A 26,542-nucleotide genomic window follows, 5' to 3' on the forward strand; every position below is an offset into this window, starting at 1 on the left:
GGCGGAGGCGAAAAGAAAGTGCGAAGCCACGATGGCCGTTGAAGCACTCGATCCCGGAGCACCTACGAAAGTAGGTGGGCACCATATGATCGGGTCCACGGACCCGGCCAGGGACAGTTCCCTAAAGGATCGATAAGGCCCCGGGGATATATGGCTTCTGACGCGCGACGCAGCCTCGCACGGACAATGTAACCACGATCAGGGCACACCGCTAGTGATCCCGCTCGGGCGTGTGGACGATTGGACGGCGGGGATTAACCGATCGCGATCCCGTTGCGGGCCGGGCGATTCAGCGCCTGGGTCATCTTCTCGATGCGGTCGGACGCCGAATTCAGCGCATTGGCGACCGCTGATTGCGTTGCCCGGGCCCGGTCCGCCGCCACGACACGGACATCGCGCAGCGCGTTGAGCTCTTCCTCGAGGGCGCGGATACGCTGCCCGGCATCCACGAGTTCATCAGCCACAGTGAGCGCAGCCATTACGGTCAGGCGTCCATCGCCGATCTCGCCGAACTTGCCGCGCAGGCTGGCGATGCGGGCTTCCAGGCTTTCCGCCAGCCGCAGCAGCCGGCTTTCCTGCCCCGCCTCGCAGGCCATCCGGTACTGGCGGCCGTTGATGGTGACGTTGATATGGCTCATGGAGCTTCTCCGGACTCGATCACCGAACGGATGGTGTCTATGGCGACATCGAGGCGTTCCGCGATCTCGCGGTTGGTCCGCTCCAGCGCGCGCGAGCGCACCAGCGTCCCGTCGAGTTCATTGGCCAGACGCGAGCGATCGGCGCCCAGCGCCTGGATCCGCGCGCCCAGCTCGTCGTCCGCACGGTCGAATTCCCGCCGCCGCTCAACGGCGCTTTCGAGCGCATCGAGCGCCGCCGCCAGCCGGCGGGTCGCGAGTTCGATGTCACTCGCCCCGGATGGGGCAGGTTCTGGATTGGCAAGACCGTTGGCACTGCGATCAGTCATCACGGAACGGACGCCCTTCGAACTCTGGCCCGGCATGAAAAGCAGCGGACCGGCAAGCATTTAGGCGGATAAATTTACGACCCGGAAGAGCCGCGCGCAACGCTGGCCGCAAGCTATGCACACAAAGCGAAAACTCCCGGCGGAAAGGCTGCAATGCCCTTGGACTCAAGGGTTTCGCGATGCTATCCACCCCCTAGAACGCTTCCCCGGCCGTGGCATTTTTGAGACATGCGGCCACTTCCCACACCGAATTTCAGGCGGACATCCCATGACTGTGCGTGTCGACCCTTCCCGTATGGCCAATGCGATTCGCGCACTCGCCATGGATGCCGTGGAAAAGGCGAAATCGGGCCATCCGGGCCTGCCCATGGGTGCTGCGGACATGGCCACCGTGCTGTTCACGCAGTTCCTGAAATTCGACGCCAGCGACCCGGCATGGCCGGATCGCGACCGTTTCGTGCTCTCCGCCGGTCACGGCTCGATGCTGCTGTATGCGCTGCTGTATCTGACCGGCAATTCGTCGATGACCATCGAGCAGATCAAGAATTTCCGCCAGCTCGGATCGATCACGCCGGGGCACCCTGAAAATTTCGTCACCCCGGGGATCGAGACCACCACCGGCCCGCTCGGACAGGGCATTGCCACCGCCGTCGGCATGGCGCTGGCGGAGCGCCACATGGCGGCCGAGTTCGGCGGCGACATCGTCGATCACCATACTTACGTGCTCGCCTCCGACGGCGACCTGATGGAAGGCATCAGCCAGGAAGCCATCGCCTTTGCCGGACATCTCAAGCTCAACAAGCTGATCGTGCTGTTCGACGACAACGGCATTTCCATCGACGGCGCGATCTCGCTGTCAGATTCCGTCGATCAGGTGAAACGCTTTGAATCGGCCGGCTGGGCCGCCGAACGCGTCGACGGCCACGATCAGAAGGCGATTGCCGACGCGCTGACGCGCGCGCAGAAGTCCGACCGTCCGACCCTGATTGCATGCAAGACCGTGATCGGCTTCGGCGCGCCCAACAAGGCGGGCTCGGAGAAGTCGCACGGCTCGCCGCTCGGCGCCGATGAAATCGCCGGCGCCCGCAAGAACCTGAATTGGGATTCGGCGCCGTTTGAAGTCCCGCAGGACATTCTCGACGCCTGGCGCGCAGCCGGATCGCGCGGCAAGGACGCGCGCACGTCATGGACCAAGACTATCGGCACCAAGGACGCTGGCGTTCGCTCCGAGTTCGAGCGCCGCATGAAGGGCGATCTTCCTGCCAAGGCCCTTTCCGATGCGGTGGCGGCTATGAAGGCCTCGCTCGCCGCGAGCCCGAAGGACATCGCCACCCGTACCGCCTCCGAACATGCGCTGGAAGTGCTCTGCGCCGCTGTGCCGGAAATGATCGGCGGTTCCGCCGACCTCACCGGGTCCAACAACACCCGCGTGAAGGGCATGGTCGCGATCTCCGCCAACAATTACGGCGGCCGCTACGTCAACTACGGCATCCGCGAGCACGGCATGGCCGCTGCCATGAACGGCATGGCTCTGCACGGCGGCCTGATCCCGTATTCGGGCACGTTCCTTGTGTTCTCGGACTACCTGCGCCCGGCGCTCCGCCTCGCCGCATTGATGGGCGAGCGCGTGATCCACGTTCTCACCCACGATTCGATCGGCCTCGGCGAAGACGGTCCGACGCATCAGCCGGTCGAGCATCTGGCGGCGCTGCGCGCTATCCCGAACTGTAACGTGTTCCGGCCCTGCGATACCGTCGAGACGCTGGAATGCTGGCAGCTCGCGCTGGAAGCCAAGGATCGCCCCAGCGTGCTGGCGCTGACCCGCCAGAATTTGCCGCAATTGCGTCTGGCGAACGATGCCGACAACAAGTGCGCCAATGGGGCCTATGAAATCTCCAAGGCCGACGGCGAGGCGAAAGTCTCGATCTTCGCGTCCGGCTCTGAGGTCTCGCTGGCCGTCGAGGCACAGAAGTTGCTCGCCGCACGCGGCATTCCGACGCGGGTGGTCTCCGTGCCCTGCATGGACCTGCTGCTGGAGCTTCCCGCCGACAAGCGCGCCGCCATCATCGGCAAAGCGCCGGTGAAGGTCGCCGTCGAGGCCGCCATCCGTCAGGGCTGGGATGCGATCATCGGTTCGGACGGCATTTTCGTCGGCATGGACGGCTTCGGCGCCAGCGCCCCCTACAAGGACCTGTACCGGCATTTCGGGATCACCCCGGAAGCCGTGGCGGAGGCCGCGCAGGCCCGTCTTTAACCGCATTTCCGTGCGAGCCGGGACCGGTTCGCATGGCAAGAATGCGCGAAATGAGGGCCCGGAGCCGGATGGCTCCCGGCGCGATAACCTTGGCCCAAGTTTGGGGATTCAAGTGATTGCATCAAACCGTCATTCGGGGCAAAAACCGCCTCGAAAATCGTCATTTCCGAACCGTTGAGGAGAACTTGAGAATGGCAGTCCGTGTCGCGATCAATGGATTTGGCCGTATCGGCCGCAACATCCTGCGGGCCATTTATGAATCCAAGCGCACGGACATCGAGGTGGTCGCCATCAACGATCTCGGGCCGGTCGAAACCAACGCCCATCTGCTGCGCTATGACTCGGTGCACGGCCGGTTCCCGGGCACCGTGACCGTTGAGGGCGACTCGATCAGCCTCGGCAATGGCAAGATCAAGGTGACCGCAGTGCGCGATCCATCGACCCTGCCCTGGAAGGACCTCGGCATCGACATCGCCATGGAATGCACCGGCATCTTCAGCGCCAAGGCCAAGGCTTCGGCGCATCTGACCGCAGGCGCCAAGCGCGTGCTGGTCTCCGCGCCGTCGGACGGCGCGGACGCCACCATCGTTTATGGTGTGAACCACGACAAGCTCTCCAAGGATCATCTCGTCGTCTCCAACGGCTCGTGCACCACCAACTGCCTCGCGCCGGTCGCCAAGGTGCTGAACGACACCGTCGGCATCGAGACCGGCTTCATGACCACGATCCATGCCTATACCGGCGACCAGCCGACCCTCGACACCATGCACAGCGATCTCTATCGCGGCCGTGCGGCTGCGCTGTCGATGATCCCGACCTCGACCGGCGCGGCCAAGGCCATCGGTCTCGTGCTGCCGGAATTGCAGGGCAAGCTCGACGGCGTCGCGATCCGCGTGCCGACGCCGAACGTTTCTGTGATCGATCTCAAGATCGTCGCCAAGAAGGCGACCACCAAGGAAGAGATCAACGACGCGATGAAGCGCGCCGCAGCCCAGGAGCTCAAGGGCATCCTCGGCACCACCAGCGATCAGAACGTCTCGATCGATTTCAACCATGATCCGCACTCCTCCACCTTCGCCTTCGACCAGACCAAGGTGCAGGGCGGAAATCTGGTGCGCGTGTTGTCCTGGTACGACAACGAGTGGGGCTTCTCGAACCGCATGGCGGACACCGCCGCGGCGATGAGCAAGCTGATCTGAAAAACAACATCATCCCGAGGCGCGAGTCGCGCGCCTCGCAGGATGACATCGAACAAACTTCCACCCTTCGAGGCTCGCATCGACGACGCTCGTACCCCAGGGTGGCGACGGGGAAGAACGCAAGATCGCAATGTCCGGATTCCGCACCCTCGATGATGTCGACGTGAAGGGAAAGCGCGTGCTGCTGCGCGTGGATCTCAACGTGCCGATGGACAACGGACGCGTGTCCGACACCACGCGTCTGCAACGCATCGCCAAGACCATCATCGAACTGTCGGAAGCCGGCGGCAAAGTCATTATCCTTGCGCATTTCGGCCGACCGAAGGGACCGGACCCGAAGGACTCGCTGAAGCCGGTCGCCGCCGCGCTGGGTTACGTGGTGAAGCACCATGTCGAGTTCGCGCCCGACTGCGTCGGCCCGATCGCCGAACAGGCCGTCGCGGGCCTGAAGAACGGCGAGATCCTTTGTCTCGAGAACACCCGTTTTCATCCCGGTGAAGAGAAGAACGATCCGGCCTTTGTCGCGCAGCTCGCCAAGCTCGGCGACATCTGGGTCAACGACGCTTTCTCGTGCGCGCATCGCGCCCACGCCTCGACCGAAGGCCTTGGCCGCGTGCTGCCGGCCTATGCCGGCCGCACCATGGAAGCCGAACTCGACGCGCTCGGCAAAGCGCTGGAACAGCCGGTCCATCCGGTGATCGCCATTGTCGGCGGCTCGAAGGTTTCGACCAAGATCGATCTTCTGGAGAACCTCGTTAGCAAGGTCGATGCGCTGGTGATCGGCGGCGGCATGGCCAACACCTTCCTGCATGCGCAGGGAGTCGATGTCGGCAAGTCGCTCTGCGAAAAGGATCTCGCCACCACCGCGCTGCGCATTCTCGTGAAGGCGAATTCCACCAACTGCGCGATCATCCTGCCGGTCGATGCGGTGGTTGCTGAAAAGTTCGAAGCCAACGCGCCATCGCATGCCTACGGCCTCGATGCGATCCCGGCCAACGGCATGATCCTCGATGTCGGCCCGCAGTCGATCAGGCGGATCGATGCCGCGATCGACGACGCCGCGACGCTGGTGTGGAACGGGCCGCTCGGCGCGTTTGAGATGTCGCCGTTCGACCGCGGCACGGTTCAGGCCGCCAAATATGCGGCCGCACGCACCAAGGCCGGCAAGCTGGTGTCCGTCGCCGGCGGCGGCGACACCGTTGCGGCGTTGAACCACGCTGGCGTGGGCTCGGATTTCACCTACGTTTCGACCGCCGGCGGCGCCTTTCTGGAGTGGATGGAAGGGAAACCTTTGCCCGGCGTAGAGGTTCTTAGAGTACGCTAGATTTTTTAAATGGATCGGGCGCCCTTGGCGCTGGCCAAGATCACGGAGAACAAGCACACATGGCTCGCATCACGTTGCGTCAATTGCTGGATCATGCTGCTGAGAACAACTACGGCGTGCCGGCATTCAACATCAACAACATGGAGCAGGCGCTGGCGATCATGGAAGCCGCCAACTCCGTCGATGCGCCGGTCATCATCCAGGCCTCGCGCGGCGCGCGCTCCTACGCCAACGACGTGATGCTCAAGCACATGATGGACGCGGTGACGGAAATCTATCCGCACATTCCCGTCTGCGTGCATCTCGATCACGGCAACGAACCCGCCACCTGCATGACCGCGATCCAGGCCGGTTTCACTTCGGTGATGATGGATGGCTCGCTGAAGGCCGACGGCAAAACGCCGGCCGACTGGGATTACAATGTCGGCGTCACCAAGACGGTGACAACGATGGCGCATCTCGGCGGCATTTCGGTGGAAGGCGAACTCGGCGTGCTCGGCTCGCTGGAAAGCGGCGAAGGCGAGAAGGAGGATGGCCACGGTTTCGAAGGCAAGCTGTCGCACGACCAGTTGCTGACCAATCCCGATGAAGCCGTGAAGTTCGTCAAGGAAACCCAGGTCGACGCGCTGGCGATTGCGATGGGCACCTCGCACGGCGCCTACAAATTCACCCGCAAGCCGGACGGCGACATCCTTGCGATGAACGTGATCGAGGAAATCCACCGCAAGCTGCCGAACACGCATCTTGTGATGCACGGCTCGTCGTCGGTGCCGCAGGACCTGCAGGACATCATCAACAAGTTCGGCGGCCAGATGAAGCCGACCTGGGGCGTTCCGGTTTCGGAAATCCAGCGCGGCATCAAGAACGGCGTGCGCAAGATCAACATCGACACCGACAACCGCATGGCGATGACCGGCCAGATCCGCAAGATCCTGAGCGAGCACCCGAGCGAGTTCGATCCGCGCAAGTATCTGAAGCCCGCGATGGAAGCTATGACCAAGCTCTGCAAGCAGCGCCTGGAAGAGTTCAACACCGCGGGGCAGGCCAGCAAGATCAAGAAGGTTCTGACCACCGCCCAGATGGCGCAGCGCTACGCCAAGGGCGAACTCAACCCGAAGATCGCCTGACGTAAGCATATCACCCTTCGAGGCCGTCGCGATACGACGGCACTTCAGGGTGACGGTTTTGAGTAAGACGTCATCCCGAGATACGAGCCGCTCTTGCGGCGAGCCTCGAAGGATGGCCTGCTACTGAAATGATTTTGAAACAGCGGGACATGGTCCCGCCCCTTTTTTGGCCGCAGTCCGGGGGCATCACACCGCCATCATGGCCACCAAACCTCCCCCGCCGCGCCCCGCGCCTCGTCTCTATCTCGCAACGCCGGTTGTCGCCGACCCGGCCCGGCTTGTCGCCGAACTGCCGGCGTTGATTGCGGCGGCGGATGTCGCCGCCCTCCTGCTGCGGCTAGCGCCCGGCGACGAGCGCAGCATCATTCAGCGCGCCAAAGTGCTGGCGCCTGTGGTCCAGAACGCCGGCGCGGCCCTGCTGATCGATCAGCATTTCGGACAGGTGGCGCGCTCCGGCGCGGACGGCGCGAACGTCAGCGGTATCGAGGCAATGCAGGAGGCAATGCCGAGCCTGAAGCCCGACCGCATTCTCGGGGTCGGCGGGCTCATCACGCGGCACGATGCCATGGTCGCCGGTGAAGCCGGCGCGGATTACGTGCTGTTCGGCGAGCCGGATTCAAACGGCGAACGACCTTCGGCGGACGCGATCTGCGAACGGCTGGACTGGTGGGCCGAACTGTTCGAGCCTCCATGCGTGGGCTTTGCCGCGACTCTGGAAGAGGCGCAGATGTTCGCAGCGGCCGGCGCGGATTTCGTCCTGGTCGGCGATATCATCTGGCAGGATGCGCGCGGCGCACAGGCTGCTCTGGCCGAGGCCAGTCAGGCCATCGCGCGAGGCTTTAAATCGTCGCTCGCACACTCCACCGTCGCAGGAGAATAAGCCGCGATGACCGCGCCTCGCCGTGCCACACCATTCGCAGCCGCTCATGCAAGACTGCTTGCATCGGTTGCTGCCGGTGTTGTGGCGCTCTCGGCACATGCTCTGGCGCAGGGGGGCCCAAATCCCTTTCCGGAGCCGATCAAACCGGAAGCGGCACGGCCTGCGCCAAGATCCACCGCTCCCAAGGCAGCTCCGCCGAAAGCGGCCGTACCCAAAGCCGACACGCAGAAACAGAAGAAGAGCGCGCCAGAAAAGGCTGCTGCACCTGCGCCCGCCGCTCCCGACAATCCAAACGCCGATCTCGCTTACGGCGCCTACCAGTCGGGCCTGTATCGCACCGCTTTCAATCTTGCACTGAAGCGCGCGCAGGAAACCGGCGATCCGAAATCCATGACGCTGCTGGGTGAGCTTTATTCCAATGCGCTCGGCATCAAGCGCGACGACGCCAAGGCAGCGGAATGGTACAAGCAGGCCGCCGATCGCGGCGACCGCGAAGCCATGTTCGCGCTCGGCATGATGAAGATCGCCGGACGCGACGGTCCTGCCAACCGCAACGAAGGCGCGAGGCTCCTGGCATCGTCCGCCAAGCTCGGCAAGGCCGCGGCCGCCTACAATCTCGGGCTGCTCTATCTCGAAGGGCAGGTCTTCCCGCAGGACATCAAGCGCGCCGCCGAACTGTTTCTTCAGGCCGCCAATGCCGGCAATCCCGAGGCGCAGTACGCCCTCGCGACTTTCTACAAGGAAGGCCGCGGCGTGGAGAAGAATCTCACAGAGGCCGCGCGCTGGATGCGCGCCGCCGCGCAGGCTGACAATCTCGATGCCGAGGTCGAATATGCCATCGCACTTTACAACGGCACCGGCACGCCCAAGGATGTGCCCACCGCGATCGCGCTGCTGACCAGGGCGGCGCGGCAGAACAGTCCGATCGCGCAAAACCGCCTGGCGCGCATTCTGGTCGACGGTCTCGGCGCTCCCGTCGACAAGATCCATGGCTTCAAGTGGCATCTGATCGCGAAGACCGCCGGGAACGGCGATCCCGACCTCGATGCCAAATTTGCGCAGTTATCTCCGATAGAAAAAGCAAAATCCGAAGACCTCGCCAAGAAATGGTTCGGCACGAAATGAGCAATAACCACCGCCATTACTCTTGACGCGCCAGCGCTTATCCCGCAACACCAGCCCCACACTTCATCCAGCAAGCCGAGACAATGCTTCATTCAGCGCTCATCAACGTCATGGTCAAGGCCGCGCGCCGCGCCGGCCGCAGCCTCAAGCGCGATCTCGGCGAGATCGAAAACCTTCAGGTGTCGCTGAAGGGGCCGGCCAACTTCGTGTCGCTTGCCGACAAGCGCGCCGAGCAGATGCTCTACGAAGATCTCACCAAGGCGCGTCCGGGCTACGGCTTTCTCGGCGAGGAAGGCGGCACGCGCGAGGGCACCGACAAGTCGAACACATGGATCGTGGATCCGCTCGACGGCACCACCAACTTCCTTCACGGCATTCCGCAGTTCGCGATCTCGATCGGATTACAGCGCGACGGCGTGATCATCGCGGGGGTGATCTACAATCCCGCCAATGACGAACTTTACATTGCCGAACGCGGCAAGGGCGCATTCCTGAACGAGCAGCGCCTGCGCGTCGCCGGCCGCAAACAACTCAGCGAATGCGTAGTCGCCTGCGGCCTGCCGCACATCGGACGCGGCGATCACGAACTCTCCCGCCGCGAGATGGCGGAAATGCAGAATCGCGTCGCAGGCCTGCGCCGCTTCGGCGCGGCCTCCCTCGATCTTGCGTTCGTCGCGGCTGGCCGCCTCGACGGCTACTGGGAGCGCAATCTTCAGCCGTGGGATATTGCGGCAGGATTGATCATGGTGCGCGAAGCCGGCGGTGTCGTCAGCGGCATCGAGGGCGGCGACACCGCAATGGCCACCGGTCATGTCGTCTGCGGCAACGAGACGATCCAGCGCGAGCTCGTTAAGATTCTGAAACCGCTGGGCTGAGCGGAAGAATAATCGACCGCCATTGCGATCACGGCAAAGCAATCCACCTTTCGAGCATGGCTTCCCTACATCGTTTCGTTTCGCTCCGCGCCATCACGCGGAGGAGGAGACGCACGCAACCCACCCTGAGTTACCGGTGGGCCGGCTTCATGCATTCACCGACAAGATCGAAGCCGTTGTCACGGCCGATGGTTCCGTAGCTGGGGTCAAATCGGCGATGGTGTCTTTTTTCCCGCCCCCGCTGTGCCATATTGATGCCCGACACGTTCCACGGACAAGGATTGAAGATCCGCCATGGCAAAAGCTCCCGCTTCCAGCACCGCAGCCGACATCAGTGTCACAAAACTGTCGACACCGCGCATCTTCCTGGTCCGGATGCTGGTGTTCCTCGTTCTGTGCAGCCTGTTGCTTGTGGTGCTCTACAAGCAGATCTGGGTGGCGTTTCTCGCCAATCCCGGCCTTAACGCACTGATCGTCGGCGTTCTGGCCATCGGCATCATCCTGGCCTTCCGGCAAGTGATCCGGCTCTATCCTGAAATCTCGTGGGTCAACAGCTTCCGTATTTCCGATCCCGGCCTTGCGGTCGACCGCCGTCCCACACTGCTGGCGCCGATGGCCGCCATGCTCAGTCACCGCACCGGCGGGCGCATGAGCATTTCGCAGCAGACCATGCGCCATATGCTGGATTCGATCGCGACCCGGCTCGATGAAGCGCGCGACCTGTCGCGCTACATGACGGGGCTTCTGGTGTTTCTCGGCCTGCTCGGCACGTTCTGGGGCCTGATCGAAACCGTCGGTTCGGTCGGCAAGGTGATCGAGGGCCTGAAAGTCGGCGGCGATGCCGGCTCGGTGTTCGACACGCTGAAGGAAGGCCTCGCCGCTCCGCTCGGCGGAATGGGCATTTCGTTCTCGTCCTCGCTGTTCGGCCTTGCCGGGTCGCTGATCCTCGGTTTTCTCGATCTGCAATCGAGCCAGGCGCAGAACCGTTTCTACACCGACCTCGAAGACTGGATGGCCGAGACCGTACAGGAGTATGCCGGCGACGGTCATGCGACGAACGGAGATCTCAATCCCGCCCTCGACCGGCTGCGAACGGCAGTCGAGGAGATGGGATCGAACCGCGCTTCTACCACGGCGATGGCCAATCTCGCCGAAGCGATCCAGGGCCTCGTGCATCACATGCGCACCGAACAACAATTGATCCGCGAATGGGCCGACGGCCAGGGCGAACAGAACAAGGAAATCAAGGCGCTGCTGGAGCGCCTCGCGCGGCAGCCCGAGACCAACTGAACGGAGACAGCCTATGGCGCTTTCGCGTTCACGCCGCAACGACAGCGGTTTCAATTACTGGCCGGGCTTCGTCGATGCGCTATCGACGCTGGTGCTCGCCATCGTGTTCCTGCTGTCGGTGTTCCTTGTGGTTCAATTCTTTCTGTCACAGGAGGTCACCGGCAAGGACAAGGCACTTGAGCGGCTGAATGCGCAGATCGCACAGCTCAACGATCTCCTTTCGCTGGAAAAACTCGGCAAGCTGAATCTCGACGATCAACTCTCGCAGATGCGCGCGGGGCTTGCATCCGCCGAGGCCGAGCGCGACCGCGTCAAGGGTCTCTATGACGGGCTCGCCGGTGCGGGCGCGAGTGCGCAGGGCCGCGCCACTGAACTTGGCAAGGCGCTCGACTCGGAGAAGCAGGTCTCGGCGCGGGCGCTGGCGCAGATCGAAGTGCTGAACCAGCAGATCAGCGCGCTGCGCCGGCAGCTCGCCGCGCTGGAGGAAGCGCTCGATGCCTCGGAGAAACGCGACAAGGAATCCCAGACCAAGATCGCCGATCTCGGCCAGCGGCTGAACGTGGCGCTGGCGCAGCGGGTGCAGGAACTGTCACGCTATCGCTCCGAATTCTTCGGGCGGCTGCGCGCCATTCTCGGCAACCGCCCGGATGTGCGCATTGTCGGCGACCGCTTCGTGTTCCAGTCCGAGGTGTTCTTCGACACCGGGCAGGCGCTGCTGCTGCCGGAAGGCCGCGCTGAACTCGACAAGCTCGCCACCGCGCTGATCGATCTGGACAAGCAGATTCCCGCTGAGATCGCTTGGGTGCTGCGTGTCGACGGCCATACCGACGTGCGGCCGATCAACAGCCCGCAGTTCAAGTCGAACTGGGAACTGTCCTCGGCGCGCGCCATCTCGGTGGTGCAGTATTTGGTCTCGCTCGGCGTCCCGGCGCAGCGCCTGGTCGCGGCAGGATTCGCGGAATTCCAGCCGCTCGATGCTGAAAAAACCGAAGAAGCCTACAAGCGCAACCGCCGCATCGAACTGAAACTGACCGAGCGATGAGCCGCGTGCCGCGATCATGAGCGCATCCTTCACGCTGCGGCCCTACAATGCCGGCGACGAGGACGCGGCGATCGACCTGTGGTTTCGCACCTGGAGCCAAGCCTATCCGTCGATCGACTTCGCGCAGCGGTTGGACGGATGGCGCGCGCGCTGGCGCGATGAACTCGTGCCCGCCGCGCAGATTTTCGTTGCGGAGCAGAACGGCACCATGGCCGGCTTCGTCACCATCGATGCATCTGGCTATCTTGACCAACTTGTGGTCGCGCCGGAGGCATGGGGATCAGACGTCGGCGATGTGCTGATCGACAAGGCCAAGGCGACGTCGCCGGGCGGCATCACCTTGCTGGTCAACACCGACAATGCCCGCGCCATCCGCTTCTACGAGCGCAACGGCTTCGTCCACACCCACGACGACGTCAATCCGGTGTCGGGACGCAAGGTCTACGGCATGGCGTGGAAACCTTGAGCGTCAGGCCGCTTCCAATAGCGCCACGGTCCCCTGCCCGCCGTCGGCGCAGATGCTGACAATGGCGCGGCTTCCCTTGGGCATCACCGCCAGTTCCTTGACAGACTGACTCAATATCCGGGCGCCGGTTGCTCCGAACGGATGTCCGAGCGCGATGCTGCCGCCGTTCGGATTCAGGCGTTCGCGCGGAAACTTGCCAAACTCGGCGTTGACGCCGGCCTTGTCGCGGATGAATTCCGGGCTCTCCAGCGCCTTGATGTGCGCAAGCACCTGCGCAGCAAAGGCCTCATGAATTTCCCAGAGCTGAATGTCGGCGTAGGTCAGCGCATGCCGCGCCAGCAGCCGCGGGATCGCGTAGGGCGGCGCCATCAGCAGGCCTTCGGTGCGAAAATCCACCGACGCGATTTCCCAGTCGATCAGCTTTACACGCGGTGTCTGCGCGGGAAGCTTCTCCAGTCCCTTTTTCGAGGCCACCCAGATGCTCGATGCGCCGTCGGTAAGCGGCGACGAATTACCCGCCGTCAGCGTCCCCTTGCCGCTCTTGCGGTCGAAGGACGGCGGCAACCGCGCCAACTTCTCGAGCGAGGTATCCTTGCGCGCAATGGTATCGCGCTTCACGCCGTCGAACGGAATGACGAGGCCATCGAAGAAGCCGCGATCCCATGCGGCCACTGCACGCTGATGGCTCTCCAGTGCGATCTGATCCTGCGCCTCGCGCGAGATGTTCCAGACCTTGGCGGTGATCTCGGTGTGCTCGCCCATGCTCATGCCGGTGGTGCGATTGCTGACCGCCGGAATGTAGAGACGCACATCGCTGAGCTTGAGATCGATGGCGTGGGTGAGTTTTTGTCCCAGCGATCGCGCGGTCTGGAACTGGCGCACCCAGTTCGACAGCGACATGCCGAGACCGAGCTGAACCTGACTGAGGCTGTCGACGCCGCCGACCAGCGCGAGATTGCGCACCTCGCCGTCGATCATGCCCGCGGCTTCGAACACACCCATCATGCTGGTCGAACACGCCATCACGGTGGAATAGGCCGGCACCGTCGGATCGACTCCAGCGTCCATGAGAATTTCGCGTGCGATGTTGCTCCAGGTGAGGTTCGGCACCACGTTGCCCCACACCGCAAAGTCCGGCTTGCCGCCGCCCAGCCGTTCGATCATGTGCTTGACCACCGGCACCGACAATGAGATGGCGTCGACGCCGCCAAGCGGGCCGTCGACCTTCGCAAACGGCGTGCGGACCCCTGCCGCCAGCCAGACATCACCTTTTACAGATTGCGCCATCGATTGCTCCCGGATCGAACGCCGGAACCGGCGCCTTCCGGGACACTATTCGATCCGGCGGAGGGCATACAAGCCGACGGCAGCAGGGCTGCCGTGCCGTAACGATCGGAGGATCAATGCGCCACCAGCAGCGCTGCGTTCTGCAGCCAGCCCGCCATCGCAGCCTGCTTCCAGCTTTCGCAGGGAATCTCGGTGGCCCGATGCAGCGGCTTCTCGAACCGCACCTGCCGCCAGTCGCTCGGCGTGCCCGCGAAGACATAGCCTGCCCTGCGGGCCAGCCCGATCATTTGTTCGTTGTTGCGGAGGGTTTCGCCAAACAGCCGCGATGCCCCGAGCGCCGCCGCGCGGCATTCAAGATTCGACAGCATCGCGGAGCCGATGCCCTGTCCCTGCCAGGCATCGCCGATCGACAATCCGAATTCGGTATCCTGCGTCCTGGCGTCGTAGCTGTAGCGGGACTCGCCGACGATGGTCTCGACGCCGTCGATCTTCATTTCGGCAACCACCGCAAAGCGGCTGCCCTCGCCGACATGAAGCGCCTTGTCGAGCTCTGACGGCGGCAACTCGCTGACGGCGCTCATCAGGCGATTGTAGCGCGACTGCCGCGACAGCGACCGGAAATAGGACGACAGCGCATCTGCATCCTTCGGTTCGATGAAACGCACCGTCAGCGATCTGCCGTCCTTCAGCCGGACAATATCGGTGAAGCGGCCGAGGTTGCCCAGAACAAAGCGATGATCGGTTTCTGCCAGCATGACACGCTCCATCGGCTGCTATGCGAAAGAAAAAGCGAGCCTGATCCGGGGAGGAGGACGAGACGGATCAGACTCGCAAGGGCGCCTTACGCACGCCAGAAGGGCTTGCTGGCCTCGTAGGCGAAGTCGCTCCAGCTCGCGCCGACGTCGTGAAAGTCCTTGTCGCTGAGACGGGCGAGTTCTGCCCGGCGCTGCGAACGCTGCTGCCACGTATGCAGCACGTCAGAAATCGACGAAATCGGGTGACGGAGGAAGTCGTAATGATGATGATTTGTCATCAAGTTTGTGGTGTAAGCAGACATCGTAGCCTCCTGAAATAAATCTGATGGTGGGAATATCTGCTCGCGAACCCCCATTGACAAACGATAGCTTGTCCCCTGTATTATGAGATAATCTCATGTATTAGAGGTGCCGATGACCGCCAGACTGCCCTCCCTGAACGGTTTGCGCGCTTTCGAGGCCGCCGCACGGCACCTCAGCTTTACCCATGCCGCGCAGGAGCTGAACGTCACCCAGACCGCCATCAGCCACCAGATCCGGCGGCTAGAGGAAGAACTCGGCATCAAGCTGTTCATCCGGCAAAGCCGCGCGCTGGCGCTGACGCCGCAGGCCGCCGAATACCTGCCGGGCATCCGTGCCGCATTTCAGGACTTGCGCACCGCCACCGACCGCCTGCTGCGAAAAGGGGACGATCGCGTGCTGACGATCAGCACCCTGACATCGCTCGCCGTGAAATGGCTGCTGCCCAGATTGTCGTCCTTTCAGGAACAGCATCCGGAGATCGATGTTCGCATCACCACCTCGACCGAACTGGTGGATTTCCGCACCAGCAATGTCGACGCGGCGATCCGGTACGGACAGGGGCGATGGCCCGGGCTGGATGCCGAGTGGCTGATGGCCGAACATCTGTTTCCGGTTTGCAGCCCGAAGCTCCTGACTGGCGAACGCGCGCTGCGGCGGCCGGAAGACCTGGAGCATGCCACGCTGCTGCATACGTCCAGCACCATCGACGACTGGCGCCTTTGGCTCACCGCCGCAGGCCTGCCCGCGCACCTGTCGCAAAACCGCGGGCTGACATTCGATCTGGCCTTCATGACCATTCAGGCCGCCATCGACGGTCTCGGCGTCGCCATGGGTCACACCGCCTATGTCGCGGACGACGTTGCGAACGGACGCTTGGTGGTGCCGTTCAATGTCTCCATGCCGTCGGCGGGCTACTACTTCGTGACGCCGCAAGACAGGCCGGCGACCCCGAAACTCAACCTGTTTCGCGACTGGCTGAGAACCGCATCGAAGCAGTAACGGTCATGCCCACGAGATGGGCATGCTGCACAGACTCGCATCATTCCGCGTGACGCCGCCCCAGCGCATTCGCTGGAAACTCAAAAAAACATTGCCCGATCAAAGCCAACGGTGTTGGCACGGCGATTGCTCCACTTGCGGAACAGTCAATGACGACTGCGGCCCGAAAAGGAACTCGGCGCATTCGTCACCATGACTGATCTGCGCATGCGCGTTCCTGTTTTCGCCCGACCATCATTGGCAGACAGGACATATGCACCAGACGGCACGAGCGCGCGGACAAACGTTCTCGATACGCGACATAAATGGCGGCAGGCAGATGCGCAATGCGCGCAAGCTGAGCCGATGCCGCGCTGGCGATCATCATCGTGGTGCTGCTGGCGATTCAGCATGGACACCGCTAGGCGGTCGAACCCGGGCGCACCAACTGAAACAGGTCCGCCGGACGCGCATACCACCCGCTCCCATGCATGCGGGCGATGAGATCGAGAGCGAGCGTATCGATGTAGCCTTTGCCAGCATCGAGCACGAACTCGTCCGCCACATGAGCGCACACGACCTCACCGATCACGGCAACCTGCCTCGGTCCTGTCTCATGCGTCGAAAGTGTACGACACTCGAATGCGACCGGGCTTTCGGCTATGCGCGGCGGCGAAACCATCTGTGATGGCACTGTCCGCAAGCCGGCCAGCACGAGTTCATCAACTTCGGACGGCGCATCGACACAGGTCGTGTTCATCGCCTCCGCCATCTGGTGCGGCACCAGATGCGCGACGAACTCGCCGGTCGCAAGAATATTCTCCGCCGTGTCCTTTAGTCCCTTTTCGGGATGGCGCAGCAGCCCGAGCACAACCGTCGGCGGCTCGTGCCCCAACACATTGAAGAAGCTGAACGGAGCCGCGTTTGCGACGCCATCGGGTGAGCGGGTCGTCACCCAGGCGATGGGGCGCGGGGTGACGGTTGCGGTGAGAATCTTGTAGCGGATGTCCGCCGCAAGCTGGCCCATATCGAAGAACATGCTGCTCAGCTCCTCGCCGGCAAAGCCGGGATCGTTGAGACAGCGGACTTCGACCGGGTATCGACAGTGAGCTGGAACACATCCGGCCGCGAATAGTGCCCTGTTGCATCGAAGTCGTACTTGCCGCGCGCGATGTCATCGAGATCGATGTCGGCATAGAGGATCGTTTCGCCGTCGAAATCCGGTCCGACAAGTACTTTGCCGAGCGGATTGATAATGGCGCTGCCGCCGCGCATCAGCACGGTCTCCGGATCGTCGCCGAGCGAACACTCGTAGTTTTCGGGATACGCCCCGCGCTTGATGTACTGGCAGGCCGTGAGCACAAAACAACGCCCTTCGAGCGCGATGTGCTGCATCGATGGCACCCAGGTGTCGCGATCATCCGCCGTGGGGGCGCAGTAAATGCTGACGCCCTGGCTGTACATGTGCATACGCAATGCCGGCATGTAGTTTTCCCAGCAGATCACCGCGCCGATGGTGCCGAGCGATGTTTCAAAGGCAGGCATCGTCGAGCCGTCGCCAAAGCCCCAGATCAGCCGTTCACCCGCGGTCGGCATCAGCTTGCGATGCTTGCCCACGAGACCGTTGGCGCCATCGAAGAACAGCACGGTGCAGTACAGTGTACCGTGATCGCGCTCGATGCAGCCCATCACGACGAAGAGTCCGGTCGCGGCCGCCGCAGTAGCAATCGTTTCGACTTCAGGGCCATCGAGATCGATCGCCTGTTCCCAGTATGCGCGGAATGCTTCGCGCCCTTCAGGCTTGCGCTGGCCAACCGGCGCACCGAACGAATTGCCCTTCGGGTAGCCCCCGAGGAAGGCTTCCGGGAACACCGCCAGCCTTGCACCGGCCTTCGCGGCTTGTTCGATCAGGCTTGCGGCCTTCTGGGCCGATGCGAGTGTGTCGGTCGGATTCGATGCAGCCTGAATAACGGCGGCCTTGTAGCTGCTGTTCTTTTTTGAAGTCATGACACCTGTCCCGGAAGGCGAAGAGATGACGAAACACGGGCTGCCATGAAGGCAGCCCGTGGATTACGATGTGAGATTTAGTGGTCGGTTTCGAGCTTCGGCTTGTTCGGCAGCACGATTGAGCCGATCACCGCAACGGTGGCGCAGATCACGACCGGATACCAAAGCCCCGCAAACACATCGCCGACTGCCAATGAAAGGTAGGTGGCGAAGAACGGCAGGAAGCCGCCGAAGATGCCCGCGCCGATGTGATACGGGAACGAGAGCGCCGTATACCGGATGTTTGCGGGGAACACCTCGACAAGGAACGACGCTACCGGCCCGTAGATCATCGCCACAATGATGGTCATGACCACCAGCAGGAAGATGATGTAGCCGGACGACACCTTGGCCGGGTCGGCCTTTGCAGGATAACCCGCGTCGGCCAGCGCCTTGCGGTAACCTCCCGGATCGTAACCCTTGATCGTGATCCCCCTGACCGTCATCGCCACAGCCTGTCCGTCGACCGGCGGCGCGTAGCTGAAGTTGATACCGCTCGCGATCAACAGCTTCTTAGCCTGGACGCAGGGTTTGGCGTGATCGCCGTGCGTGCTGAGCAGCGCGGCGGCAAGACCGAACCTGCACCCTTCGCTGGACGTATCCGCATGCACCAGAACAGGCGCGCTCTGGGTTGCGGCCACGAGTTGCGGATTGCCCGCTTCCAGCAGCGAGGCGAACATCGGCCGGTAGCACAGAGCCGAGAGAACGAGACCCGCCATCATCAGCCACTTGCGCCCAACCCGGTCGGACAGCCAGCCGAAGAAGATGAAAGCCGGCGCGCCGATCACCAGACCGACAGCCATGAGCGTGTACGAGGTCTGCAGATCGATCTTCGCCACCTGCTGCATGAAGATCATCACGTAGAACTGACCGGTGAAATAGGTCGCCCCCATGCCCGCCGTGGCGCCGAACAGTGCGATCAGCACGAGGCGCAGACTCGACCAGCGGCCGAATGTGTCGCGAACCGGATTCTTTGACAGCCGCCGCTCGGCCTTGAGACGCGCGAACACCGGCGATTCATGCAGCTTGGCGCGCACATAGATCGAGAATGCCAGCATCAGAATCGAGATGATGAAGGGAACGCGCCAGCCCCAGGCCTTGAAATCAGCTTCGCTCATCAGGCTCTGGGTGCCGATGATGACGGCGATCGAGAGCGCGAGACCGACCGATGACGTGATTTGGATCCAGCCCGTCAGCAACCCGCGCCGATGAGGCTGTGAGTGCTCGGCGACATAGATGACGGCACCCCCATATTCTCCGCCGACCGCAAGGCCCTGGATCAGACGGAGCACCACCAGCGAAATCCACGCCGCATGGCCCACGGTCGCATAGGTCGGCAGAAAGCCGATCAGCGCCGTGCTGCCGCCCATCATCACGATCGTGATGAGGAAGGTGTATTTGCGGCCCACAAGATCGCCGATACGTCCGAACAGGACCGCACCAATCGGGCGAATAACGAAACCGGCAGCAAGAGCGCCAAGCGACGCCAGCACGGCCGCCGTGGGGTTATCCGGCGGAAACAGCACCGAACTCATGAACACGGCCAGCGAGCCGTAGATGAAGAAATCGTACCACTCGAACACCGTGCCCAACGTCGAAGCCAGAACGACCTGCCGCTCTTCGTTGCGCGTGAGATCGTGATCGGCCGCTGCTGCCGTCGCCGTTACCGCATCCATCGTCATTCCCCTGTTTGTAGTTCCGTCAGCCCCGCCCTACGACGCTCGGAACGATCGCCTCGTATATAGTCAGATAGATATGATATTATCAAATTAGACAAGCTTGAATGTATGGCGCGCCCAGCCCAATAATACGGCATGGGCCCAAATCGATAACACTCTGATCTAAAAGGATTTTCAGTGAGGAAGCCGCGCGGAAACCAACCGCCAGAGAGGCCGCTTGCGCCAACATCCGCGCGCTCCGCGACGACCGGAAAGTCGAAATCCGTCAAATTGGAAAAGACGGAACGTGGCGGACGGCGGGGCATCCAGTCGATCGAGATCGGCTTCCGGATCCTTGATTATCTGCGCACCGAATTGCGTCCGGTCCCGCTCAAGATGATTGCCGCCAACACCGGAATGTCGGCAGCCAATGTGCATTATTATCTCGTCAGCTTTCAGGCCGTGGGCATTGTGCGGCAGGAAGCCGACACCGGCTGCTATGCGCTCGGCCCTTACGCGCTGAAACTCGGCATGGCCGCGATCGAGCAGTTCGACGTCTTCACCGCCGCCCGTCCTGCGATGACCGAACTCGCGACGACCATCGGCCACACGGTCTTCCTCGGCGTGTGGGGCAATCGTGGACCAACCATCATCTACCGTGTCGAAGGCGGCGCCAGCCGGCCGATCATCGAACTGCGCGTTGGTAGCGTGCTCAGCCTGCTACGCTCGGCGCTCGGCCGCAATTTCCTTGCGCATCTGCCGCGTTCGATCACCGCGCACATGCTCGATCAGGAACTCAAGGAAGAAGGATCACGGCACGCACGAATCGACGACGCGCCTGCCACGAAGGCCGAGGTGGAGGAGATGGTGGCGGCGATTCAGCGGGACGGCATCAGCCGCTGCCGCGATGCCCTGTTGCCGAACTTCACATCCTTTTCGGCGCCGATCTTCGATCAAACCGGTTTCATGATCGCGGCCATTACCATGATGGGGCCGATCGGCATTCTCGACGACAATCTGAAAGGCTCGACGGCAACGACACTGCTCGCCCACGCGCGCGCGCTGTCGGCGACGGCGGGATGGCAGCCGGAAGCGGTAAGCGACTGAGAGGCGAGTCATTGAACAGGAATGGCGCGCCCGAAGAGATTCGAACTCCTGACCCCCAGATTCGTAGTTCAAAAAGTCCCTTACGAGGCATTATCCGGCAGCACTTCTAACTTTCCGAATAAGCATATTTTTATTTGTAATTCAAGGTATTATCGCATATCCTCTTGTGGTGGCGTAGGGAGCCCGTTAGACACCCCATTCCGCCAAAACCGTTTCAAAAACCGTTTCAGAATCTCGGGAGCTCGCAAATGGCCGACATGCGTATCCCCTTGAACGATAAGACAGTCGAGCGTTTGCCACTGCCCGAAAAGGGACGCTACATTGTCCGAGATACCGACCAAAAGGGCTTCTTCCTGATGGTCGGAGCCCGAAAGAAGACCTTTATGGTCCAGGGCGACCTTCGCCAACAGGGCAAACGTGCCTCCACCATCCGCATCGCGATTGGCGATTCTAAGCAGCTCTCGACCCGTGCGGCGCGTGCAGTGGCCAAGGAATATCTGATCCAAATTAGTCGCGGCATACACCCCAAGAGCGACGAGAAAGCCACGAAGGCATCGACGATTGCTGACCTCGCAAACGAGCAAAAGCCCGGCCCGGTCGGGATCACCCTCAAAGAGGCGTGGGCCCGATACAAAATCGCAATGGAGCGCAAGAACCGGAGCGCGCGGACGATCGAGAGCTACCGCGATCACGTCGAGCGCATTTTCAAGGACTGGCTGGATACGCCTCTGAAACAACTTGGTGACGATCCGGGCCAGGTCTCCGCAAAGCACGACGCCATCAGTGAAAAGCATGGACCCTACATCGCGAATGGCAGCATGCGCACCTTCCGCGCCATCTACAATCACGCCCGCAAGACCAATCGCGAACTGCCGCCCGACAATCCCGTCGATAGCGTCGATTGGAATCACGAGAAGCGACGGGATACAGGGATGGGCGTCGCCGACTTGAAAGGCTGGTTCGTCGAGGCTGCGACACTCGACAATCCGATACGGCGCGAATTTCATCTGTTCACCCTCCTCTCGGCATCGCGTCCAACGGCCTTGAAAGAAGCTCGGCTCGAACATCTCGATCTGCGTCGTCGGGTTCTTCACATCCCGCGCCCGAAGGGAGGCGCCGATCGTGCCTTCGACATCCCGCTGTCCCGGCAGGCGATCAATTGCCTCATGCGCTCCATTCGGTTCGGCCGGCAGATGCACCCCTATGAGGCGAAAGACTGGCTGTTTCCTGCCGATGGTGCCGATGGTCATCTGGTCGAGCAGAAGGAAGATCGAGCGGTGCTGTCGAAGTGGGGCAACGAGCTACGCCAAACGTATCGCACTGTCGCAACCCCTGCCGGCGTCTCGGAACTCGACGCCCGCATGCTGATGAATCATTCGGTCCCCGGCGTGAATTCAGGGTACATCACGCGACACAAGCTGCTGGAGGATCATCTGCGCGCCCAACAGCAGGCGATCAGCAACACCATCTTTTCAGCACTCGGAAATACGTTGACGGCGCAACCAGAACTTCGCGACTGGCTAGGTCGCGGGGCCGCGCGACGGCAGGTTGCACGTGCGCGAGAGGCCTTCGAACAGCGCGAGGTAAAGGTTCCGCGAGTCATGAAGGCGGCATAGGAGTGACCCGCCCGATCGCTTCCGGCCCGATCCCGTCCACGTGACCTCGGGGATAAACACGGAACTGCCTCACGCTCAACCTGACCCATCCCGTGTCGCATTACGAGAATCGCCGCACGTTTAACTTGCAATGTTCGTCAATTAGACGTACATTTAAGCTATAAAACTGTTATCAGGTGAATTCTTATGTCAAGCAATCAGGCCCGATCCCCCCGAAACGTACCCGGCCGTGTCGAGCGGCTCGGGTTCCGGATTGATGAAGAGACCAAGGATCTCATCGAGCGCGCGGCTCATCTGTCGCAGCGCAAGGTGAGCGACTTCTGTGTCACTGCGCTCGCCGATACCGCACGCCGGACGATCGCCGAACATGAGACGCTCGTGCTCTCGAACCGTGATCGCGAGGCTTTCTTCAACGCGCTGATGAACCCGCCCGAACCGAGCGAAAGACTCACGCGCGCGATCGCCGAGCACAGGCGTCGCATTGCTTCCTGAACATGACGGACTCTCGATCGGACTTGAGAATCGAGCCGTTCTCCGCCGATCATGATCGCGATGGCTTTTCATGCGGCGTCGACAGCCTCGACCGGTATCTGCGGACGCAGGCGAGTCAGGACGTGCGGCGCAAGGCGAATGGTGTCTTCATCCTTGTGGAGTCCGAGGCGAACCGGACGGTGCTTGGTTATTACACGCTCTGCGCAACGGGCTTGCAACAGGGCGACGTACCGGCCGCTGCCCGCAAATATGTGCCACGCTATCCGTTAGTGAGCGCCACGTTGATCGGGCGTCTTGCGGTTTCGGCCGCAAGGCAAGGAGAGCGTCTAGGAGGAATCCTTCTCGCCGACGCAGTGCAGCGAGCGTATGCGTCAGCCTCGACTGTTGGTTCGTCGATGCTCGTCGTTGACGCGATCAATGAGCGCGCCGCTGCCTTCTATGAGGGCAACGGCTTCGTGCGCCTGCCTGATTCCATGCGCCTGGTGCTACCCATGCACGTTATTGAAAAAATGCTGAAGGCTTGAGAGCCGGGTTCGAAGCTACCACGTAGACGGTGTTTCGCCCTCTGAAATCCTGACTTCCGCATTTGTGGTTTTGCGGGGGAAAGCCTTCCCCCTGGTCGGCACTGCGTTGCCGACACGCCCCCTTCTGCGGGGAGACCCTCGCAACGCCCCCCCTAAGAGTGAGAGTGCAGGCCGGGTGTGCCGTGACGGGTTGGCGTGGATATTGACGCGGACCCGGCAATGCAAGCTGTGGAAGCCGGCACCACCTTCCTCGCCGAACTCAGGGCTCTAACCGCTAATGATTGAGACGCTCAACGAGAGAAACAACACCGACGGCTCTACCTCAGTCACTGAGCGAGTACTTTACTCACACCGAGGGACTTAGGTTGCTAGGCTGCTTTCTGAACCACAAATTCGATTCGTCAATCGTTAGAGCTAGGCGGACTCTTCCAGCCCAACTGTCAATGCAAGGCAACGGAACACAATGGCAGAACCGACGGCTAAGACCATAAAGCGATTATTCGCTCTTTCCGGAAACACCTGCGCATTCCCAAGATGCACGCTGCCAATCATCGAAACCGCGGGTAACGTCACTGGCGAAATTTGTCATATCGCTGCTCGCAGCCCCGGAGGCCCTCGCTACGATCCTTCACAATCTGACAAAGGCCGGAACGATTTTGGCAACCTCCTCCTCTTGTGCAGACATCATCACAAAGTTGTCGACGGGGAGCCGCAGATCTATACGGTTGATGTTCTGCAAGACATGAAGACCATTCACGAAAGCGCCGCCGGCCGAGCCGAGCAACCGGCCGATCTCATATTCGCAAAGCTTCTCTTGAACGACCTCGACCGGATCACGATCGGCCAGAACAGCGGCAATATCGCGATCAACAGTCCCGGCGCCATTCAAGCGCACCAAGTCCATGTGCGCACCACCCGTCGCTCTATCAGCATTAATGCACCACCCGGAACGATCGGTTCTGATCAGGAAACCACGCGCTATGTGCAATATCTAATCGACCGATACAATAAATTTGCCGGTGCAGACCGGATGCGCGCGTCGAAATTCAGCTATGGCGCGATATCCAAGAACATTGAGAGCAATTTCGGTGCCCCTTGGCGGCTACTACCAATTGAGAAGTTCAATGCAGTTTGCGAGTATCTGCAACAGCGGATTAATCGAACGGTCGTAGCCAAATCGAATGCCGCTAAGGGAATGCGCGCCTATTCCACCTATATGGAGTTCAACACGAGATAGGCTCTCAAACATGATCTCCGGACACAAGAATCTACGGCTCAAGCTGCTGTTAACGGACCAGATTCGACAATGCTCGAGATCGATGACCATCGCGCGCCGGCGTGTCATCGACGCGGAGCTGTAATGCCTCTGAAGGCTAAGCTCGATGGCCGCGAAATAGTTTCTATCCTCTGCTCGGACGGGGACTGGTCAGAGGCGCAGCGTGCGTCAAAGGGGACAGAAAATCGGCTCCGTATGTCCTGCTGCGATGCCCCAGCTTATGCCAGCCACAGTCCGCTCGATCTGCGCTATTTTGCCCACAAGTCCGGCTACGATCGCTGCTCTTCCAGCGGCGAATCTGACGAACATGAGTCCTTGAAGGCCGCCGCGGCAAGAGCAGTTCAATCTCTGGTAGGATGGCAGGCAGATGTTGAGGTCTCAGGCGACGGCTGGCGCGCCGACGTTCTAGCCATACGCGGCAGCATCAAGATCGCAATCGAAGTCCAGCTTTCGGCGCAGGCAAAACGACGGACTGGGGCACGTAACGACAGGTTCGAAGCCTCGGAGGTTTCCGCATTCTGGCTCAAAGGTCCGAGAAATCACTTCAACGATTTTGGCGACGGCCTACAAGCTCCCGTCCACGGAACCTCGATCCGAGAACAGATGGCAAGTGTCGGGGCGGCAGTCAGGGGCCTGCTCGGCGCCGTTGAGCGCCAAGTGGGGATGGCAAACGAACTTGCTCGACTCATCCGCACCGTTCCTGGATGGAAGTACAAAATCGATCTACAGGGAACCATCCCGGCTTGCTTCGAACTGCAACACGAGGGCAAGCGACAACAGATTTTGCTCGGCGAGTTAGGCCCGTCGCTTTTACCGACGATTTTCGTCCTGTTGACGGAAAACAGATCGGCGCAGATCAATTTGCCGGCGCCATCCTACAGTTGCGCGTCAATGCTCCGCATCTTCGCGGCTACCAAGCGTCGAGTTTCCAGCTCGCATCCGACGACCTTTCCAACTCGCTCGCGCGTCAGCTCCGTCCCATCCTCGAAGGTAGCAAGACCTGGCGAGGCAAGGAACACACCGAGGTTGTGCCAGGAGCCTTCGTGCATCACGCAGAAGAATGTTCAGACTGCAAAGCTCGTTTTCTCAGGATTACCCATCTCCTCATCGGACATCCTCGCCGACCGCGCACACTTCCCGTCAAAGTCGTGCGCGACGAGTGGCGCTGGTATGAACCGATCCTTTCGACAGCCGAAGCACTATCGAGGAAAGTCGGTCTTCCCTTGGGGCCATTGAGCGACGGCGGTGAAAGTGCATACTTCCAACCAAAGCGAGCCCGCCAGAAGTGCCCAGCGTGCGGAAAGCACGCCCCTGATCCTTTGGTCTCTGACGACGAGGTGCTCCGTGCGTGGCCTGGTCGTGACGAGCACTTCCGCTATCGCTTGCCCTTGCCCGGCAAAGGATGGGGCGCATCGGCTCGATGGGTAACGCAGCCGGCGCCTGACGCCGCCGCTTGGGACGCTCTGCTGGACACGAAACGTACCGAACGTCAACAAGAACGTGACGAAGAGCGCCGACGCGAAGAGTTAGCCGAAGCGGAGCGCAAACGCCGCCACGAAGAACTACAGCGACAAGCAGAAGAGCGACATCAACAACGTATTGCAGACGACTTGGCTCGCAAGGCGGCCGACGAGCAACGAGCCATAGAGGCGCGACGCCAAGCCGAAAAAGATCGTCAAATGCGCATGGTAACTCAACAGGAGGAGAGGAAGAGCAAGCTGTGCACTGCCGCGGAGACAGCGATCAGAGATAACGAGCGTCGCAATCTCTGGCTGACAACCGGCAACTCTCATCTACGATCTCTGGGTGATGCCGTTGCCCCACGACCAATCGAGGTCGCCGCCCAGAGCCAGGAAGGGTTGGAGAGAGCGCTGCAATTACTTCGATCAACTAAGTTCTGAGTGCCTGTCAGCACACAAACGAAGCTCAGCAACAAAACTAATTTTTCAGCAAT

At 61.5% G+C, this 26,542-nt stretch carries 26 protein-coding genes and 1 other RNA gene; 18 read left to right on the forward strand and 9 right to left on the reverse strand.

Features of this window, described 5'->3' with window-relative positions; translation table 11 throughout:
* Positions 1-19 precede the first annotated feature (19 nt).
* From ssrS to I554_RS0123090, 3 genes are all read right to left on the reverse strand, one after another.
* A non-coding RNA gene (ssrS, locus tag I554_RS26610) (6S RNA) lies at positions 20-179 on the reverse strand.
* 75 nt (positions 180-254) lie between these two features.
* Positions 255-638, reverse strand: a complete 384-nt coding sequence (locus I554_RS0123085; protein ID WP_019195440.1) for a cell division protein ZapA — start codon at positions 636-638, stop codon at positions 255-257.
* Positions 635-964, reverse strand: a complete 330-nt coding sequence (locus tag I554_RS0123090; protein WP_024574175.1) for a DUF4164 domain-containing protein — start codon at positions 962-964, stop codon at positions 635-637. The genes I554_RS0123085 and I554_RS0123090 overlap by 4 nt, the downstream gene beginning before the upstream one ends.
* A gap of 268 nt (positions 965-1,232) precedes the next feature.
* Between I554_RS0123090 and tkt the strand changes: the two genes are divergently transcribed.
* From tkt to I554_RS0123140, 10 genes are all read left to right on the forward strand, one after another.
* Positions 1,233-3,218 carry a transketolase gene (tkt, locus tag I554_RS0123095; RefSeq protein WP_024574174.1) on the forward strand — a complete coding sequence of 662 codons (1,986 nt, stop codon included), beginning with the start codon at positions 1,233-1,235 and terminating at the stop codon, positions 3,216-3,218.
* Between the two features lie 191 nt (positions 3,219-3,409).
* The gene (gene gap / locus I554_RS0123100) at positions 3,410-4,417 is read left to right on the forward strand and encodes a type I glyceraldehyde-3-phosphate dehydrogenase (protein ID WP_024574173.1); all 1,008 of its coding nucleotides are present in this window, start codon (positions 3,410-3,412) and stop codon (positions 4,415-4,417) included.
* 130 nt (positions 4,418-4,547) lie between these two features.
* Entirely contained in the window at positions 4,548-5,741 is a 1,194-nt protein-coding gene (locus I554_RS0123105) for a phosphoglycerate kinase (protein ID WP_024574172.1), read from the forward strand.
* 59 nt (positions 5,742-5,800) lie between these two features.
* Positions 5,801-6,868 (forward strand): class II fructose-bisphosphate aldolase, encoded by a 1,068-nt coding sequence (gene fba, locus I554_RS0123110; RefSeq protein ID WP_024574171.1) that lies wholly within the window; start codon positions 5,801-5,803, stop codon positions 6,866-6,868.
* 199 nt (positions 6,869-7,067) lie between these two features.
* Positions 7,068-7,748: a thiamine phosphate synthase gene (locus I554_RS0123115; RefSeq protein ID WP_024574170.1), complete on the forward strand. Its 681-nt coding sequence runs from the start codon at positions 7,068-7,070 to the stop codon at positions 7,746-7,748.
* Between the two features lie 6 nt (positions 7,749-7,754).
* Positions 7,755-8,873 carry a tetratricopeptide repeat protein gene (locus tag I554_RS0123120; RefSeq protein WP_024574169.1) on the forward strand — a complete coding sequence of 373 codons (1,119 nt, stop codon included), beginning with the start codon at positions 7,755-7,757 and terminating at the stop codon, positions 8,871-8,873.
* Between the two features lie 83 nt (positions 8,874-8,956).
* Positions 8,957-9,748, forward strand: a complete 792-nt coding sequence (locus I554_RS0123125) for an inositol monophosphatase family protein (RefSeq protein ID WP_024574168.1) — start codon at positions 8,957-8,959, stop codon at positions 9,746-9,748.
* A gap of 294 nt (positions 9,749-10,042) precedes the next feature.
* Entirely contained in the window at positions 10,043-11,038 is a 996-nt protein-coding gene (locus I554_RS0123130; protein WP_024574167.1) for a hypothetical protein, read from the forward strand.
* A 13-nt stretch (positions 11,039-11,051) separates the two neighbouring features.
* Positions 11,052-12,080, forward strand: a complete 1,029-nt coding sequence (locus I554_RS0123135; protein ID WP_024574166.1) for a peptidoglycan -binding protein — start codon at positions 11,052-11,054, stop codon at positions 12,078-12,080.
* A 16-nt stretch (positions 12,081-12,096) separates the two neighbouring features.
* Positions 12,097-12,546 (forward strand): GNAT family N-acetyltransferase, encoded by a 450-nt coding sequence (locus I554_RS0123140; RefSeq protein ID WP_024574165.1) that lies wholly within the window; start codon positions 12,097-12,099, stop codon positions 12,544-12,546.
* Positions 12,547-12,549: 3 nt separating this feature from the next.
* On the opposite strand, the gene I554_RS0123145 is transcribed toward I554_RS0123140, so the two are convergent.
* The 3 genes from I554_RS0123145 to I554_RS0123155 all read right to left on the reverse strand — a co-directional run bounded on the left by I554_RS0123145 (position 12,550) and on the right by I554_RS0123155 (position 14,890).
* Complete coding sequence (locus I554_RS0123145; RefSeq protein WP_024574164.1) at positions 12,550-13,833, reverse strand: acetyl-CoA C-acyltransferase; 1,284 nt, start codon at positions 13,831-13,833, stop codon at positions 12,550-12,552.
* Positions 13,834-13,946: 113 nt separating this feature from the next.
* Entirely contained in the window at positions 13,947-14,588 is a 642-nt protein-coding gene (locus I554_RS0123150) for a GNAT family protein (RefSeq protein WP_024574163.1), read from the reverse strand.
* 86 nt (positions 14,589-14,674) lie between these two features.
* Positions 14,675-14,890, reverse strand: coding sequence for a DUF1127 domain-containing protein (locus tag I554_RS0123155; RefSeq protein WP_024574162.1), 216 nt, complete (start codon positions 14,888-14,890; stop codon positions 14,675-14,677).
* A 112-nt stretch (positions 14,891-15,002) separates the two neighbouring features.
* On the opposite strand from I554_RS0123155, the gene I554_RS0123160 reads away from it, so the two are divergent.
* Entirely contained in the window at positions 15,003-15,890 is an 888-nt protein-coding gene (locus I554_RS0123160; protein ID WP_024574161.1) for a transcriptional regulator GcvA, read from the forward strand.
* 400 nt (positions 15,891-16,290) lie between these two features.
* Here I554_RS0123160 and I554_RS0123170 read toward each other — a convergent pair whose 3' ends face one another.
* From I554_RS0123170 to I554_RS0123180, 3 genes are all read right to left on the reverse strand, one after another.
* On the reverse strand, positions 16,291-16,908 hold the full coding sequence (locus I554_RS0123170; RefSeq protein WP_024574159.1) for a flavin reductase family protein: 618 nt from the start codon (positions 16,906-16,908) through the stop codon (positions 16,291-16,293).
* 5 nt (positions 16,909-16,913) lie between these two features.
* Positions 16,914-17,876 carry a carbon-nitrogen hydrolase family protein gene (locus I554_RS0123175; RefSeq protein WP_024574158.1) on the reverse strand — a complete coding sequence of 321 codons (963 nt, stop codon included), beginning with the start codon at positions 17,874-17,876 and terminating at the stop codon, positions 16,914-16,916.
* 77 nt (positions 17,877-17,953) lie between these two features.
* On the reverse strand, positions 17,954-19,591 hold the full coding sequence (locus tag I554_RS0123180; protein WP_244432831.1) for an MFS transporter: 1,638 nt from the start codon (positions 19,589-19,591) through the stop codon (positions 17,954-17,956).
* 273 nt (positions 19,592-19,864) lie between these two features.
* Between I554_RS0123180 and I554_RS0123185 the strand changes: the two genes are divergently transcribed.
* The 7 genes from I554_RS0123185 to I554_RS0123220 all read left to right on the forward strand — a co-directional run bounded on the left by I554_RS0123185 (position 19,865) and on the right by I554_RS0123220 (position 26,489).
* Entirely contained in the window at positions 19,865-20,680 is an 816-nt protein-coding gene (locus I554_RS0123185; RefSeq protein WP_024578204.1) for an IclR family transcriptional regulator, read from the forward strand.
* 248 nt (positions 20,681-20,928) lie between these two features.
* Positions 20,929-22,296, forward strand: a complete 1,368-nt coding sequence (locus I554_RS0123190; protein WP_024574155.1) for an integrase family protein — start codon at positions 20,929-20,931, stop codon at positions 22,294-22,296.
* A gap of 186 nt (positions 22,297-22,482) precedes the next feature.
* A complete protein-coding gene (locus I554_RS0123195) occupies positions 22,483-22,788 on the forward strand; it encodes a DUF1778 domain-containing protein (RefSeq protein WP_009337808.1) in 306 nt (101 codons plus the stop codon).
* Between the two features lie 23 nt (positions 22,789-22,811).
* Positions 22,812-23,312, forward strand: coding sequence for a GNAT family N-acetyltransferase (locus I554_RS0123200; protein ID WP_244432832.1), 501 nt, complete (start codon positions 22,812-22,814; stop codon positions 23,310-23,312).
* A 463-nt stretch (positions 23,313-23,775) separates the two neighbouring features.
* Positions 23,776-24,549 (forward strand): HNH endonuclease signature motif containing protein, encoded by a 774-nt coding sequence (locus I554_RS0123205; protein WP_009337812.1) that lies wholly within the window; start codon positions 23,776-23,778, stop codon positions 24,547-24,549.
* A gap of 69 nt (positions 24,550-24,618) precedes the next feature.
* Positions 24,619-25,824 (forward strand): hypothetical protein, encoded by a 1,206-nt coding sequence (locus tag I554_RS26080; protein WP_152527631.1) that lies wholly within the window; start codon positions 24,619-24,621, stop codon positions 25,822-25,824.
* 83 nt (positions 25,825-25,907) lie between these two features.
* Complete coding sequence (locus tag I554_RS0123220; RefSeq protein WP_024574150.1) at positions 25,908-26,489, forward strand: hypothetical protein; 582 nt, start codon at positions 25,908-25,910, stop codon at positions 26,487-26,489.
* The last annotated feature ends 53 nt before the right edge of the window (positions 26,490-26,542 follow it).

The organism is Afipia sp. OHSU_II-C1 (assembly GCF_000497575.1).
In the GTDB taxonomy this organism is placed as follows: Bacteria; Pseudomonadota; Alphaproteobacteria; order Rhizobiales; family Xanthobacteraceae; genus Afipia.